A 13,793-nucleotide genomic window follows, 5' to 3' on the forward strand; every position below is an offset into this window, starting at 1 on the left:
TTCAAGCCGGCTGCGGCGACAAGCCGAGTTGGTGAAAGACCTGGATCGCCGCCCAGGCGTCGTTGGCCGAATAAACAAGCTGGCTTTCCGTCAGCTGGCGGTTGGCCCAGTTCGAGGTGGTGGCTTTTCTTGACTTCAAAAACCGCCGCTTGAACACCACGGTCACGGCGCCTCGCACGCCGATCTCCTTGACATAACCCATCTTCCGGAACACGACATTGAGGTCCAGCACATTCTGGGGCTCCACCCCCAGGGTGCGCCGGATCTGCTGATGGTCGCCGGCCAGGCCAAAACCGACCTTGGTGATGCTGGGTGACTGCAGCAAGGCCGAGACCGCCTCGCGGCATCCCGCGTCATGCAATTGAAAGACATACGCCTTGTGCGGCGTGGAAAACTGCACCACATGGGGGCCTTCGGACACCTGGTCTTTGAAAAACGTGGGTTTGGATTCGGTGTCAAAACCCAGCACCGTGCTGGGCGCCAGGTCCTGCAGGGCCAACTCGGCCTGTTCCCGCGTGGCGACCAGCACAATGTCCTTCAAAGCCAGGCGGTCCAGCGGCTCAAGCGCCGACGTTTCTTCTTTGGTCGGCGTGTGGCGATGCGGCATGCCTCAGCGCCCCGGCTTCAAGGGTGACGGCCAGGGCGTGGCGAAGGCCTCACGCATGGGTCACCACGCTGGGAATGGTGGTGGCTGGCGGCGTGTTGCGGCTGCGGCCGCAACGCACCAGGCCGTCGATCATCACCATGCCCACACCCGGAATATCGCCGCGCTGCACGCTGTCCAGCAGGTCGCGGCCGGCCGTGTGCTGGGCCTTGTCCATGAAAACAAAATCCGCGTCGCGGCCGACTGCTATCAGCCCGCAGTTGAGGTTGCGAATGCGTGCGGTGTTGCCGGTGGCAAAACAAAAGGCCAGTTCGGCCGGGATGTTGCCCAGGCTGGACAACAGCGAAATCAGCCGCAACATGCCCAGCGGCTGCACACCGGAGCCGGCCGGGCCATCGGTGCCCAGGATCACGCGGTGCGGGCATTTGAGCTGCAACGCGGCCTGGGCCGCGGCAATCGCGACCTTTTCGTTGCCGTTGTGGACGATCTCGATCGCACGTGATGATTTCTCGCACAACTCGCAAACATGGTTTTCCGACAGGGAGGTGTGGCCGCCGTTGATGTGACCGATCACATCGGCATCGGCCTCCAGCACCACGTCCTTGTCGATCAGGCCGGAGCCGGGAATCGACGGGCCACCGGTGTGGATGGTGCTCTGGATGCCGTATTTGCGTGCCCAGGCCACCATTTCCTTGGCCTCGTAACCGGCCTTGACCGAGCCCAGGCCGACTTCGCCGAGCAGGGTCACGCCGGCTTCGGCCAGTTCCTTGAAATCCTGCTCGACCATGCCCTTTTCAATGACGGGTGCACCGGCCAGCACCTTGACGCCACCGGGCCGGAAGTTGTCAAACGCGCGCTGCGCCGTGATGGCCAGCGCTTTCAGGCCCACAATGTCCTTGGGCCGGCCGGGCAGGTGCACCTCGCCCGCCGAGATCATGGTGGTGACGCCGCCGTGCATGGTGGAGTCAATCCAGCCGATCTGGTTCTGGCGCGGGGTCCAGTCGCCAAAAACCGGGTGCACATGGCTGTCGATCAGGCCAGGTGCCACGCAGGTCTGGTGCGCGTCAATCACGGTTTGTGCATGGGCGGTGTCGCAATCCTTGGCCTTGCCGACGGCCACGATCAGGCCATCGTTCACCACAATGGTGTCGGCGTCCAGGATGGGCTGGTCGATGTCCCCGGACAGCAGCAGGCCTATGTTGGTGATGACGACTTTTCCTGATTTTCCGGTCGAAGCGGCTTCTGCCATGGGGAGTCCTTTTTTATGGGGGGTGTGGGAATGACGCCGGTGCGCGCGACCACGCTGGCGTGGTCGCGGCGCTCAGGGGGTGGTCATGACGGTGCGCAACACGGTGCTGATGATGAAGGCCTGCCATTCGGCCAGGGCTTCCGGCGCCTGCAGGTCTTCACCCAGGAAGGCCGACAGGGTGTGGCGGTTGGAGATGTAAAAATAGGCGGTCGCGGCGATCAGGAGGTAAACATTGCGCGCGGAAACATCGGCGCGAAAAACACCTTTGTTGACACCACTTTCCAGCAGTTTCCGGATGATGGCAATCGCCGGAGACGAATATTCCCGGGCGCGCGCCGACTTGACGATGTGTTTGCCGCGGTGCAGATTTTCCGTGTTCAGCAGCGTGATGAACTCGGGGTTTTTGCTGTAATAAGAGACCACGAAGTTGATGACTTCCGTGAGCGATGCCACCGGTTGTTCGATGTCGAGTTGCAGCGCCAGCTCCGCGTCGTTCATGCGGCGATACATGTCCTCAAGAACCTCGATGAACAGGCCTTCCTTGCTGCCGAAGTAGTAATAAATCATCCGGTCGAAGGATTTCGCAGTTTGCGAGATTTTTTCGACGCTGCCGCCCTCGTAGCCATAACGGGCGAACACCTTGGTGGCCGCGCGCAGGATGTTGTCGCGTGTGGTTTGCGCCGCCTGCTCCCGTACCCCAGGCCGTTTTGCGGGTGCACGCTTGGGGGCGGGTGAACGGGGTGTGGTGGTCTTGGCTGTCATGGCTGGGTGGAATTCCGGTCGCGGTCTGGTGAGTCTTCAGAGGGCTACGTTTTGCCGGGCCGTGCCAGGAAAATCAGCCGCTGTCCGCCGCGTCAGGGGTCGCGCCATATGGGAAGCCCGTTCCGCCGTCGGGCCGCCCCTAGGCGGAAAAGCCCCCTCGGGGGGCAGCTCAGTACGCGTAGCGACAAGCGTGGGGGCCATCCTCTTCATTGCTCGGCAAAAGCACGCTCAATGACGAAGTCGCCGGGTTTGGAGGTGTTGCCTTCCTTGAAGCCGGTTTTTTCAAGCAGGTGTTTCAGATCCTTGAGCATGCCCGGGCTGCCGCAAATCATGACGCGGTCATGGGCCGGGTCCAGCGTTGGCAAGTTCAGGTCGGCAAACATCTTGCCGCTCTCGATGAGGTCGGTGACGCGGCCCATGTTGCGGTAGGCTTCCCGGGTAACGGTCGGGTAATACAACAATTGCTTGGAGATCAGCTCGCCGAGGAATTCGTGTTGCGGCAGGTGGTCGACCACCAGGTCGTGGTAGGCCAGCTCGTCAGCCTGGCGCACGCCATGCACCAGGATGACCTGTTCAAACCGCTCGTAGGTCTCCGGGTCGCGGATGATGCTCATGAACGGTGCCAGACCGGTACCGGTGGACAGCAGGTAGAGGCGTTTGCCGGGGAGCAGGTAGTCAATCACCAGCGTGCCGGTGGGTTTGCGTCCGACGATGATCTTGTCGCCGACTTTCATGTGCTGCAGGCGCGAGGTCAAGGGGCCGTCTGCCACCTTGATGCTGAGAAACTCGAGGTGTTCCTCGTGATTCGGGCTCACGATGCTGTAGGCACGAAGCAGCGGTTTGTCATTGACGCGCAGGCCAATCATGGTGAAGTGGCCGTTGCTGAAGCGCAAGGACTGGTCGCGGGTGGTGGTGAACGTGAACAGCTTGTTGGTCCAGTGGTGGACGGACAGGACAGTTTCTTCGTTGAAAGCGCTCATGGTGATGGACGGATGTAGGAGAGGGGTTGAAGTCTTCAGTTGACAGAGTCTAGGCTCGCCAGCTTACCGGTTTTGTCTTTCCATTGCTCTGCGCTGGACAAGGGCGCGATGCGTTTGGAGATGGTGGGCCAGCCCTGGGCAAGGCGCGCATTGATTTCCAGGAAGGACTGAAAGTGATCGGGCGTGTCCGTGTCGGCATAAATGGCATTCACCGGGCATTCCGGGATGCAGACGGCACAATCAATACATTCGTCCGGATCAATCACCAGAAAGTCCGGTCCTTCCTTGAAACAGTCTACCGGACAGACATCGACGCAATCCGTGTATTTGCATTTGATGCAGGGGTCGGTGACAACGTGAGTCATAGGTGCTCCTTGGTGGCACAGGCCGAGGTGGCTGGCGAATCATCCATGGCTGCCAATGTGCCACATTAATGTAGTGAACGCAACATTGAAATGTAGTGAGTGCAACATTTTTTGCGATTTCAGAAAAACGGCTCGCAAACACTATTGCGCAGGAAATCCGTATGCGCTACATTGATTTTAAATGTAGCGAATGCAACACATGAATTAAGTGTGCACTACATCAAAGACACGATCGAACGGATGGCCGCAAGACGGCGACAACGATGACTGAACATACAAAGACGGATGGTTTGCCCGGCATGGATGCACCCGAGCTTCCCCAGGTGCTGGAGAAAGCCCGGCCGCGCAATGAGCGCATGAACAGCGAAAAAATCGAGTGCAATGCCTGCCCCGTGTTGTGCCAGATTTCGGACGGCCGCAGCGGCGCTTGCGACCGGTATGCCAATCGCAGCGGCACCCTGGTGCGGGTCGATCCGGTGTTGTTGTTGCGTCGCACCCTGGCGGATCAGGAAGCGCCTGTGGTGGCTTTTGCCGGTCGCGTGGCTGTGGATGAGCAAGCCTTGTTGCCGGAAGGTGCCCCGGCGGCGGCTGCGCCAGCGTCGTGGAGTGGGGATTTGTTGCTGGCTGACGAGGTGTTTGTTACCGGTGTCGGGTCGTCGACGACTTACCCGGACTACAAACCAGCGCCATTTATTGTGTCGTCGAAAGCCGCCGGCGTCGATCTGGTCACCGTGGTCACGGAGGGCATCTTCAGTTACTGCAGCTTCAAGGTCAAGATAGACACCGACCGTTTTCTGGGCGCCGAGCAGGCCAATGTCCGCTGCAAGGGGGAGGTTGTTGGCCATGTGACGACGGCGGAGTACGGCTCCCAGATGTTGTCGCTGGGCGGCGTGCATCACCTGACCGGCGGCAGCAAAAAAGAAGGCCGCGTGACGGTGGAGATGATGAAGGCGCTGGGCAACAAGCAGGCCGTGGAGTTCACCATCGACGGCGGCTCCCAGATCCTGATCCAGGCCGGTCGTGCGCCGATTGTCAACGGCGTGGAAGAAAAACGCATGCGTGTCGGCTGCGGTTCGGCCACCATAGGCATTTTTGCGAAGCAGCTGTTCGGCAAGCTGGACGAGGTGGTGGTGGTGGATGACCACATCACCGGTGTGTTGACCGAGCACCAGGCCGGCCGCTGTCTGGACATGCGGGCGTCGGGCATCAAGATGCGCGGGCGAAAATCCACGCCAGGCCGGTATTTCCAGGTGGCCAACCCCGGCACCGGCTGGGGCGGCACCGACATCGCCGACCCTTTGTCCATCATTGAAAGCTGGGATGCGGCCACCGCCTGGCCGGGCTTGCGCCTGCTGATGACCTCAACCACCGGCGAACATGCAAGTTGGTATGTGCTGGATGAAGCGCTTCAACCTGTGGAGCAGGAGATGCCCGCAGAGGTGCGCCGCATCGTGGAGCGGATTGGCGAAAATTGTGAACCGTCTTTGTCCACCGTGCTTTTTCTCGGCGGCGCAGGCGGCAGCTTGCGTGCCGGTGTCACGGAAAATCCGGTGCTTCTGACCCGCGCCATCAAGGAGGCCCTGGTGAATGTCACCTGCGGCGGCGCGCCGGCCTATGTGTGGCCGGGGGGCGGCATCACCGTGATGGCCGATGTCATGCGTATGCCGGACAACAGCTTTGGCACCGTGCCTACACCGGCCATCGTGGCGCCGATTGAGTTCAGCATGAAGCTGGACGACTACCGTGCCCTAGGTGGCCACATGGACTACGTGCGTACGCTGGAAGATGCACTGCGGCGGGGCGCCTGGCACAACGAAGGTGCGCCATCGGCACTGGCGTGGGTCCAGCTGCCGTTGGCCAATCCCTGGCCGCTGGCGCGTCCTCCCTTGCTGGGCTAAACGGATCAAGCATGCTTGCCCAACGCACGCAACTGTCCGATGGCCGCTGGCATTTCCAGCATGGGCCCATGGACATTGTCATTGGTGCCCATGGCAGTCCGGCCTTCGTGGACGCAGCGCATGCCGCGGCGTGGCAACGTTTCACAAGCATTCTGGACGAGCTGGTGCAGGAGCTCGCCGCCCTGCGGCGACCGGTGCAGGGCGACTGCCCGGTGCAAGGGCCGATCGCCAGGCGCATGTGGCAGGCCTGCCAGCCTTATCAAAGCAGCTTTATCACCCCGATGGCGGCGGTGGCCGGTGCGGTGGCCCAGGAGCTTGTCGCCTGTTACGAGCGCAGCGGTGTGACGCGGGCCTGGATCAATAACGGCGGCGACATCGCCTTGCACCTGGCGCCCTCGCAATCGGTGCGGATCGGCCTTTACGCGGATATTGCCCGCCTGGGCCTGGATGAAATTCGGGATGGCATCCTGACAGATGGCCAGTTTGACGTGTCCAGCGTGTTGCCGGTCCGTGGTGTGGCCACCAGCGGTTGGCGCGGGCGAAGTTTTTCGCTGGGAATTGCCGACAGCGTCACGGTCTTGGCGCGCACGGCTTCAGAAGCCGACGCCGCGGCGACCGTGATTGCCAATGCCGTGAACCTGGACGACGCCCGTATCGTGCGCCGGCCCGCCTGCGAGCTAAAAGACGACACCGACCTGGGGTCGTTGCTGGTGACGGTGGATGTGCCGCCACTGGCGCCTGACAGGGTGCAGCAGGCCTTGCGTGCGGGGCTCAAGCGCGCGCAGGCCTTGCGCGCTGCTGGCTTGATCTGGTCTGCCGCGCTGGTTTGTCAGAATCAGATCGCGACCACCGGCGACACCGCCATGAAAACATTGGAAAACCGGCGCGCGCACCAGCGGGTTGGTTCGGTATTTGCTTAATGAAATGGATGGACGCAAAGCGATGATTGAAATACGACGCATTTTTACGCACGTGGAGCAAATTCAGCACGAGTTTGGTCCTGTGGCTTCCACCCCGCTGTTGCGAGGTGCGATTGGGGTTGTGCTCACGAATCCGTATGCGGGCCGTTACGAAGCTGACATCCTGCCGATGATGGAGGCGCTGCAACCCGTCGGTCTCGACATGGCGCAGCGCCTGCGTGCCGCGATGGATGTGCCCGCTGAGCGCATTGAGGGTTATGGCAAAGGCGCGATCGTGGGGGCAGCCGGGGAGCTGGAACATGGCGCGCTCTGGCATGTGCCAGGCGGTTATGCCATGCGCGAACTGTTGGGCTGGAAAGGCGACGCCAAGGCCTACGCCAAAGGCCAGGGCGAAGAAAAAACAGGGCAACCCGGTAACGGCTTGGCCATCGTGCCTTCGACCAAAAAAGTGGGCGGACCCGGCGCCACGCTGGATGTGCCCATGACCCATGTCAATGCCGTTTATGTACGCAGCCATTTCGACGCCATCGAAGTGCGCGTGCCTGGCGCGCCGCTGGCGGACGAAATTGTCTTCATTCTGGCGATGAGTACCGGCCCGCGCGTTCACGCGCGTGTGGGTGGCCTGGCTGCCAGCGCCATCAGCAAGTGGGACGGCTTGCGCTGATCCCGCACGGCATAGAACGACCCCCTTCAAGGAAAAAAATCATGACAGCCAAAATTCGCAAAATCATTGTTCAGGTCGACGAGACCCGTGTTGAAATGGGCCACGCGGTCAATCCGCCAACCCGCAAGGCACTCGCCATGGCCGTGATCGCCAACCCGTTTGCCGGCGTGTACCAGGAAAACCTCGATGAGTTGATCGCCATCGGCGAAGAACTGGGCGCTCTGCTGGGGAAAAAATGCGTGGAAGCCCTGGGTATTGCGCCTGGCCAGGCGCACAGTTATGGCAAGGCGGCGATTGTGGGTGAGGCCGGGGAACTGGAGCATGCCGCGGCCATCCTGCATCCCAAGCTGGGGTGCGCCGCTGCGCCTGGCGGTTGAAAAAGGTGCGGCCCTGGTGCCGTCCAGCAAAAAACGCGGGGGTCTGGGTACTGCGATTGATGTGCCGCTGGGGCACAAGGATGCGGCTTTTGTGCGCAGCCACTTCGATGCGATGGAAGCCCGTGTGGCCGATGCGCCCCGTGCCAATGAAATTGTGGTTGCTGTCGTCGTTACAGACAGTGGCCGGCCACTACCGCGCGTGGGCGGACTGCAGATCCACGACATCAAGGGCGAAGACGGGCTCCGGTAAACACCGAACCCTTCCAGCTTAATCCGATCCACGACAGGAGTTTTTATGAAAATGCAATTCAAAGTTCTGAGCACGGTGACCTGCCTGGGGCTTATGGCTTCGCTGGTGACAGCGCATGCCCAAGGGGTGATCAAGATTGGCGAGGTCAACAGCTACAAGGCCCAGCCCGCTTTTCTCGAGCCCTACAAAAAAGGCATGGAACTCGCGGTGGAGGAGATCAATGCCGCCGGTGGTGTCAATGGCAAAAAGCTCGAACTGATCACGCGTGACGACAATGCCAACCCCGGTGATGCCGTGCGTGTGGCTGAAGAACTGATCTCGCGCGAAAAGATTGACGTGTTGACCGGCACTTTCCTGTCGAACACCGGTTTGGCTGTGGCCGACTTCGCCAAGCAGAAAAAGTTTTTCTTCCTGGCCGGCGAACCGCTGACCGACAAGATGACCTGGCAGGGTGGCAACCAGTACACCTTCCGCTTGCGTCCAGGAACCTATATGCAGGCCGCGATGCTGGTGCCCGAGGCGGTCAAGCTGAAGAAAAAGCGCTGGGCGGTGGTGTACCCCAACTACGAGTATGGCCAGTCGGCCGTGGCCGCTTTCAAGCAACTGCTCAAGGCCGCGCAGCCTGATGTCGAGTTCGTGGCCGAACAGGCGCCGCCACTCGGCAAGGTGGATGCCGGCAGCGTGGTGCAGGCCCTGGCCGATGCCAAACCCGATGCGATTTTCAACGTCTTGTTCGGCGCCGACCTCTCGAAGTTCGTTCGCGAAGGCAACACGCGCGGACTGTTCAAGGGCCGCGACGTGGTCAGCGTGTTGACCGGTGAACCCGAGTACCTCGACCCGCTCAAGGATGAGAGCCCGAACGGCTGGATTGTGACCGGTTACCCCTGGCACGGCATCCAGACACCGGAACACAAGGCCTTCCTCACGGCATACCAGGACAAGTTCAAGGACTATCCACGCCTTGGCTCGGTGGTTGGCTACAGTGCCATCAAGTCCATCGCCGCTGGCGCAGCCAAGGCCAAAAGCACGGATTCCGCCAAGCTGGTGGCCGCTTTCAAGGGCCTGGAGCTCATGACACCCTTCGGCAAGATCAGCTACCGGGCCGAGGACCACCAGTCCACGATGGGCGCTTTCGTTGGCAAGACGAAAAATGACAATGGCAAGGGCGTGATGGTGGACTACACCTATTTCGACGGTGCCATGTTCCAGCCTTCCGCTGCCGACGTGAAGAAATCCCGCGCCGCAGACTGAGCAACCAGCCCGTACCGCATTGCGTGGCTTGAGCAGCGCAATGTGGTCCATGGGCTCCAGAGGATTATTGAATGAGTTTTTCAGGCTTCATCGTCCAGTTGCTCAACGGGCTGGCCGGCGCTTCGTCGCTGTTTTTTGTGGCAGCCGGTCTGTCGCTGATCTTCGGCGTCACGCGGATTGTCAATTTCGCCCATGGTTCTTTTTTCATGGTCGGCATCTACATCGCTTACACGCTGGTCGAGCGCTTGGGCGGTGGCCTGGGTTTCTGGCCCGCCTTGCTGCTGGCCGCGGTGGCCGTCGGTATCCTGGGGGCGCTGATAGAGATGGTGCTTCTGCGCCGCATCTACAAGGCGCCCGAGCTGTTTCAGTTGCTGGCGACTTTTGCGCTGGTGCTGGTTATCAAGGATGCGGTGCTTTATTTGTGGGGCCCCGACGAACTGCTGGGTCCCCGTGCACCGGGCCTATCGGGCTCGGTCGAGATTCTGGGTCGCCAGTTCCCGAGCTATGACTTGTTCCTGATCGTGGTGGGGCCGGTGGTGCTGGGCCTGTTGTGGCTACTGCTGACGCGCACACGTTGGGGCACGCTGGTGCGCGCCGCCACACAAGATCGTGAAATGGTCAGCGCGCTGGGTGTGAACCAGGCCTGGCTGTTTACCGCCGTGTTTGCGCTGGGCGCCATGTTGGCCGGCCTGGGCGGCGCTTTGCAATTGCCGCGCGAACCGGCCACGCTGGAGATGGACCTCAACACCATAGGCTCGGCGTTTGTGGTGGTGGTGGTCGGCGGCATGGGGTCAATTCCGGGGGCTTATGCGGCGGCCTTGCTGATTGCCGAGATCAAGGCGATTTGTATCTGGTTGGGCGTGGTCGAAATTTTCGGCTACAGCATTTCGTTTTCCAAACTCACGCTGGTGGCTGACTTCCTGGTCATGGCCATTGTGCTGGTCTGGCGGCCTTGGGGCCTGTTTGGCCGGCCACAAGCACCCAGCCGTTATGTCGGCATGCAGGAGGAGCCGCTGCGCAAAAGCAGCCGGACCTATGTCATTGCCGCGGCCGTGCTGGGGCTGGTGCTGGCGGCCATGCCTTTATTCACCGCGGGTTCGCCTTACACCACGGTGTTGATGATTGATCTGCTGATTGCGGCATTGTTTGCGGCCAGCCTGCACTTCATCATGGGGCCGGCCGGCATGCATTCTTTCGGCCACGCCGCCTATTTTGGTCTGGGGGCTTACGGCGCGGCCTTGCTGGTGCGTTCCAGTGGCATGCCGATGGAACTGGCACTGGTGCTCGCACCGCTGGTGGCCGCTGCCGGCGCCTTTATCTACGGCTGGTTCGCGGTGCGGCTGTCGGGCGTGTACCTGGCGATGCTGACGCTTGCGTTTGCGCAGATCACCTGGGCCATCACCTACCAGTGGGATTCATTCACCGGTGGCAGCAATGGGCTCACCGGGGTCTGGCCTTCCGGATGGCTGTCGGACAAACGCATGTATTACTGGTTGACCCTGGTGCTGGTGATTGCCGCCGTCCTGTGGTTGCGTCGCGTGTTGTTTTCGCCTTTTGGTTACACCTTGCGCGCCGGACGCGACTCGGCACTGCGTGCCGATGCCATCGGTATCGATGTCAAACGTATGCAATGGACGGCGTTTATCATCGCCGGCGCTGCCGCGGGTCTGGCCGGATCTTTGTATGCCTTCTCCAAGGGCAGTATTTCACCCGAGAGCCTGAGTGTGGGCAAGTCGGTGGATGGCCTGGTGATGGTGCTGCTGGGCGGCATCCAGACCCTGGCGGGACCGGTGGTGGGCGCGGTGACCTTCACCTGGCTGCACGACACCGTGGCGCGCAACACCGACTACTGGCGCGCGATGCTGGGCGCCATCATTTTGCTGCTGGTGCTGCTGTTTCCTCAGGGCGTGGCCGGTTTTGCCAAACAGCTGTTTGATCGGCTGCGCGGAAAAATTTCAGAGGCTGAAACAAAAAAGGTGAAAGCATGACGACAGCTGTGGCCTACTCCGGGCCCATGAACACCTCTTCGGCGGGCAGTCAAGATATGGCCATGCCAGAGGCCGGCACGCGTCGCCAGGGTCTGGCACCTCTGCTTCAGGTCAACAATCTGGGCAAATCTTTCGGCGGCGTGAAAGCCGTGGACGGCATCAGCTTCGATCTCGCGGCCGGCGAATTGCTGGCGCTGATAGGCCCGAACGGTGCCGGCAAGTCCACCACCTTCAACATGGTCAATGGCCAGTTGGCGGCCGACCAGGGTTCCATCCTGCTCAATGGCCAAGAACTGGTGGGGCGTAAACCGCGCGCCATCTGGCGCCTGGGTGTGGGCCGTACGTTTCAAATTGCCGAGACCTTTGCCTCGCTGACCGTGATTGAAAACGTGCAGATGGCCTTGCTCTCACATGACGGCAAGCTGTTTGCGATGTGGCGCCGCGCCGCCGATTACAAACGTGAGGAGGCGCTGGCGCTGCTGGAGCAGGTCGGCATGAAACCCCAGGCCGACCGACCCTGCAGCGAACTCGCGTACGGCGACGTCAAACGTGTCGAACTCGCCATCGCCATGGCCAACAGCCCGAAACTGCTGTTGATGGATGAACCCACGGCCGGTATGGCCCCCAAGGAACGCAATTCGCTGATGGCACTGACCAAACAACTTGTGATCGACCGCGGCATGGCCGTGCTGTTCACCGAACACAGCATGGATGTGGTGTTTGCCTATGCTGACCGCATGATCGTGCTGGCGCGTGGCCGGCTCATCGCCCAGGGCAAACCCCTGGAGATTCGCGACCATCCCAAGGTGCAGGAGGTGTACTTCGGCAGTGGGAAGACTTTTGAGAAGATCGCGCAGAAAGCGGCGGCCGTCGCGGCCTCCATCGGAGATGCATCATGAGCGCGGAACTTCTGTTAGATGCCAAGGGCCTCGCGGCCTGGTATGGCGCGGCCCAGATTCTTTACGACGTGGATCTGCAGGTGCGGCGGGGCGAAGTGGTGGCTCTTATGGGTCGCAATGGCGCGGGTAAATCGACGACGCTCAAGACCTTGATCGGCATGCTTTCCAAGCGCCGCGGTGCTGTGCATTTTCTGGGGCAGGACATTTCCAGAAGCGAGCCGCATGTGGCGGCACGTCTGGGCCTGGGTTTTGTGCCCGAGGACAGGCGCGTGTTCACCGACCTCACGGTGATGGAGAACCTTGACGTCGGCAGGCAGCCCGCGCGGCACTGGTCGGACGGCGCCGCCGCACCGGTCTGGACGCCGGAACGTCTGTTCAAGCTGTTTCCCAATCTCGGTGAAATGCCCGATCGCCCCGGTGGCCGCATGAGCGGCGGTGAGCAGCAAATGCTGACGGTGGCACGCACGTTGATGGGCAATCCTTATCTGGTGCTGCTCGACGAACCGTCCGAAGGTGTGGCGCCGGTGATTGTGGAGCAGATGGCACAGATGATTCTGGAACTCAAGGCCCAGGGCGTGAGCATCCTGCTGTCCGAGCAGAACATGCATTTTGCCGAGTTGGTGTCGGATCGGGCCTATGTGCTTGAAAAAGGGCAGATCCGTTACGAAGGATCGATGGCCGAACTCTCAGCCAACGAAGAGGTCAGGCGCGCTTACCTCAGTGTGTAATACGCCTTTTTGTCGTCGTCATGTCACCTACCGTCAGGAGATCGCATCATGCATCCAGCCCAACGCAGAACCCTGTTGAAAGCCCTGTCCAGTGCCGGCTTGCTCGCGGCCGCCGGTGCGGCTGGCGGCCTTGCCTTCGCAGCGACCAAGGTCAAGCCCGATGCAAAAAGCGCGCTGATTGTGGTCGATGTGCAAAACTGTTTCGTGACTGGCGGCACTTTGCCGGTGAAAGGCGGCGAAGAGGTGGTGCCGGTGATCAATAAACTCGCCACCAGTTTTGAAAACATCGTGGTGACGCAGGACTGGCACACCAAAGGCCATGCTTCGTTTGCCAGTGCACATGCCGGCAAGAAACCTTTCGAGATTCAAAAAATGCCTTATGGCAATCAGGTCTTGTGGCCCGACCATTGTGTGCAAGGTACCGAGGACGCAGCACTGCACAAGGACCTGCAGGTGCCCACCGCGCAGGTCATTGTGCGCAAGGGTTACCACCAGGAGGTCGACAGCTATTCGGCCTTTACCGAGGCGGATGGCAAGACCCCGACCGGCCTGGGCGGGTATCTGAAGCAGCGTGGCATCAAGCGTGTGTTTGTGACCGGGCTGGCGACCGACTTCTGCGTGGCCTGGACGGCGCTGGATGCACGCAAGGCCGGCTTCGAGGTCTATGTAATCGAAGACGCCACACGCGCAATCGATTTGAACGGGTCGCTGGCCGCGGCCTGGAAAAAGATGGCGGCCAGCGGCGTCAAGCGGATCCAGTCCAGCGACCTGGCCTGAGTCACGACGCCGGCACTTGCCGGCGACCCTCAAAGCCTTTGTGGGCGTGGCGGATTGGCCGCGTGACCAGGGCCGAACAAC

Annotated in this window: 13 protein-coding genes and 1 pseudogene; 9 read left to right on the forward strand and 5 right to left on the reverse strand. The window is 61.1% G+C overall.

The window, feature by feature from the left end; genetic code table 11:
• Window position 1: 1 nt before the first annotated feature.
• The 5 genes from ACHMXK_RS02965 to fdxA form a co-directional block, all read right to left on the reverse strand.
• Window positions 2-607, reverse strand: coding sequence for a 3'-5' exonuclease (locus ACHMXK_RS02965; RefSeq protein WP_397437547.1), 606 nt, complete (start codon window positions 605-607; stop codon window positions 2-4).
• A 49-nt stretch (window positions 608-656) separates the two neighbouring features.
• Complete coding sequence (locus ACHMXK_RS02970; RefSeq protein WP_397437549.1) at window positions 657-1,853, reverse strand: amidohydrolase family protein; 1,197 nt, start codon at window positions 1,851-1,853, stop codon at window positions 657-659.
• A 72-nt stretch (window positions 1,854-1,925) separates the two neighbouring features.
• Window positions 1,926-2,615, reverse strand: a complete 690-nt coding sequence (locus ACHMXK_RS02975) for a TetR family transcriptional regulator (protein ID WP_397437551.1) — start codon at window positions 2,613-2,615, stop codon at window positions 1,926-1,928.
• Between the two features lie 206 nt (window positions 2,616-2,821).
• Window positions 2,822-3,595, reverse strand: a complete 774-nt coding sequence (locus ACHMXK_RS02980; RefSeq protein ID WP_397437553.1) for a ferredoxin--NADP reductase — start codon at window positions 3,593-3,595, stop codon at window positions 2,822-2,824.
• Window positions 3,596-3,630: 35 nt separating this feature from the next.
• The gene (fdxA, locus tag ACHMXK_RS02985; RefSeq protein WP_397437555.1) at window positions 3,631-3,960 is read right to left on the reverse strand and encodes a ferredoxin FdxA; all 330 of its coding nucleotides are present in this window, start codon (window positions 3,958-3,960) and stop codon (window positions 3,631-3,633) included.
• A 263-nt stretch (window positions 3,961-4,223) separates the two neighbouring features.
• On the opposite strand from fdxA, the gene ACHMXK_RS02990 reads away from it, so the two are divergent.
• From ACHMXK_RS02990 to pncA, 9 genes and pseudogenes are all read left to right on the forward strand, one after another.
• A complete protein-coding gene (locus tag ACHMXK_RS02990) occupies window positions 4,224-5,858 on the forward strand; it encodes a 6-hydroxynicotinate reductase (RefSeq protein WP_397437557.1) in 1,635 nt (544 codons plus the stop codon).
• An 11-nt stretch (window positions 5,859-5,869) separates the two neighbouring features.
• Window positions 5,870-6,778 (forward strand): UPF0280 family protein, encoded by a 909-nt coding sequence (locus tag ACHMXK_RS02995; protein ID WP_397437559.1) that lies wholly within the window; start codon window positions 5,870-5,872, stop codon window positions 6,776-6,778.
• Window positions 6,779-6,800: 22 nt separating this feature from the next.
• Entirely contained in the window at window positions 6,801-7,442 is a 642-nt protein-coding gene (locus ACHMXK_RS03000; protein ID WP_397437561.1) for an amino acid synthesis family protein, read from the forward strand.
• A 41-nt stretch (window positions 7,443-7,483) separates the two neighbouring features.
• Window positions 7,484-8,069 (forward strand): annotated as a pseudogene (locus ACHMXK_RS03005) (amino acid synthesis family protein).
• Window positions 8,070-8,120: 51 nt separating this feature from the next.
• Window positions 8,121-9,320 (forward strand): ABC transporter substrate-binding protein, encoded by a 1,200-nt coding sequence (locus ACHMXK_RS03010; protein ID WP_397442426.1) that lies wholly within the window; start codon window positions 8,121-8,123, stop codon window positions 9,318-9,320.
• Between the two features lie 71 nt (window positions 9,321-9,391).
• A complete protein-coding gene (locus ACHMXK_RS03015; RefSeq protein WP_397437563.1) occupies window positions 9,392-11,308 on the forward strand; it encodes an ABC transporter permease in 1,917 nt (638 codons plus the stop codon).
• Window positions 11,309-11,370: 62 nt separating this feature from the next.
• Window positions 11,371-12,207: an ABC transporter ATP-binding protein gene (locus ACHMXK_RS03020; RefSeq protein ID WP_397442427.1), complete on the forward strand. Its 837-nt coding sequence runs from the start codon at window positions 11,371-11,373 to the stop codon at window positions 12,205-12,207.
• Window positions 12,204-12,935, forward strand: coding sequence for an ABC transporter ATP-binding protein (locus ACHMXK_RS03025; RefSeq protein ID WP_397437565.1), 732 nt, complete (start codon window positions 12,204-12,206; stop codon window positions 12,933-12,935). The genes ACHMXK_RS03020 and ACHMXK_RS03025 overlap by 4 nt, the downstream gene beginning before the upstream one ends.
• 48 nt (window positions 12,936-12,983) lie before the next feature.
• The gene (pncA, locus tag ACHMXK_RS03030) at window positions 12,984-13,712 is read left to right on the forward strand and encodes a bifunctional nicotinamidase/pyrazinamidase (RefSeq protein ID WP_397437567.1); all 729 of its coding nucleotides are present in this window, start codon (window positions 12,984-12,986) and stop codon (window positions 13,710-13,712) included.
• Window positions 13,713-13,793: the final 81 nt, after the last annotated feature.

This window comes from Polaromonas sp. UC242_47 (assembly GCF_044452385.1).
Classification (GTDB): domain Bacteria; phylum Pseudomonadota; class Gammaproteobacteria; order Burkholderiales; family Burkholderiaceae_C; genus Polaromonas.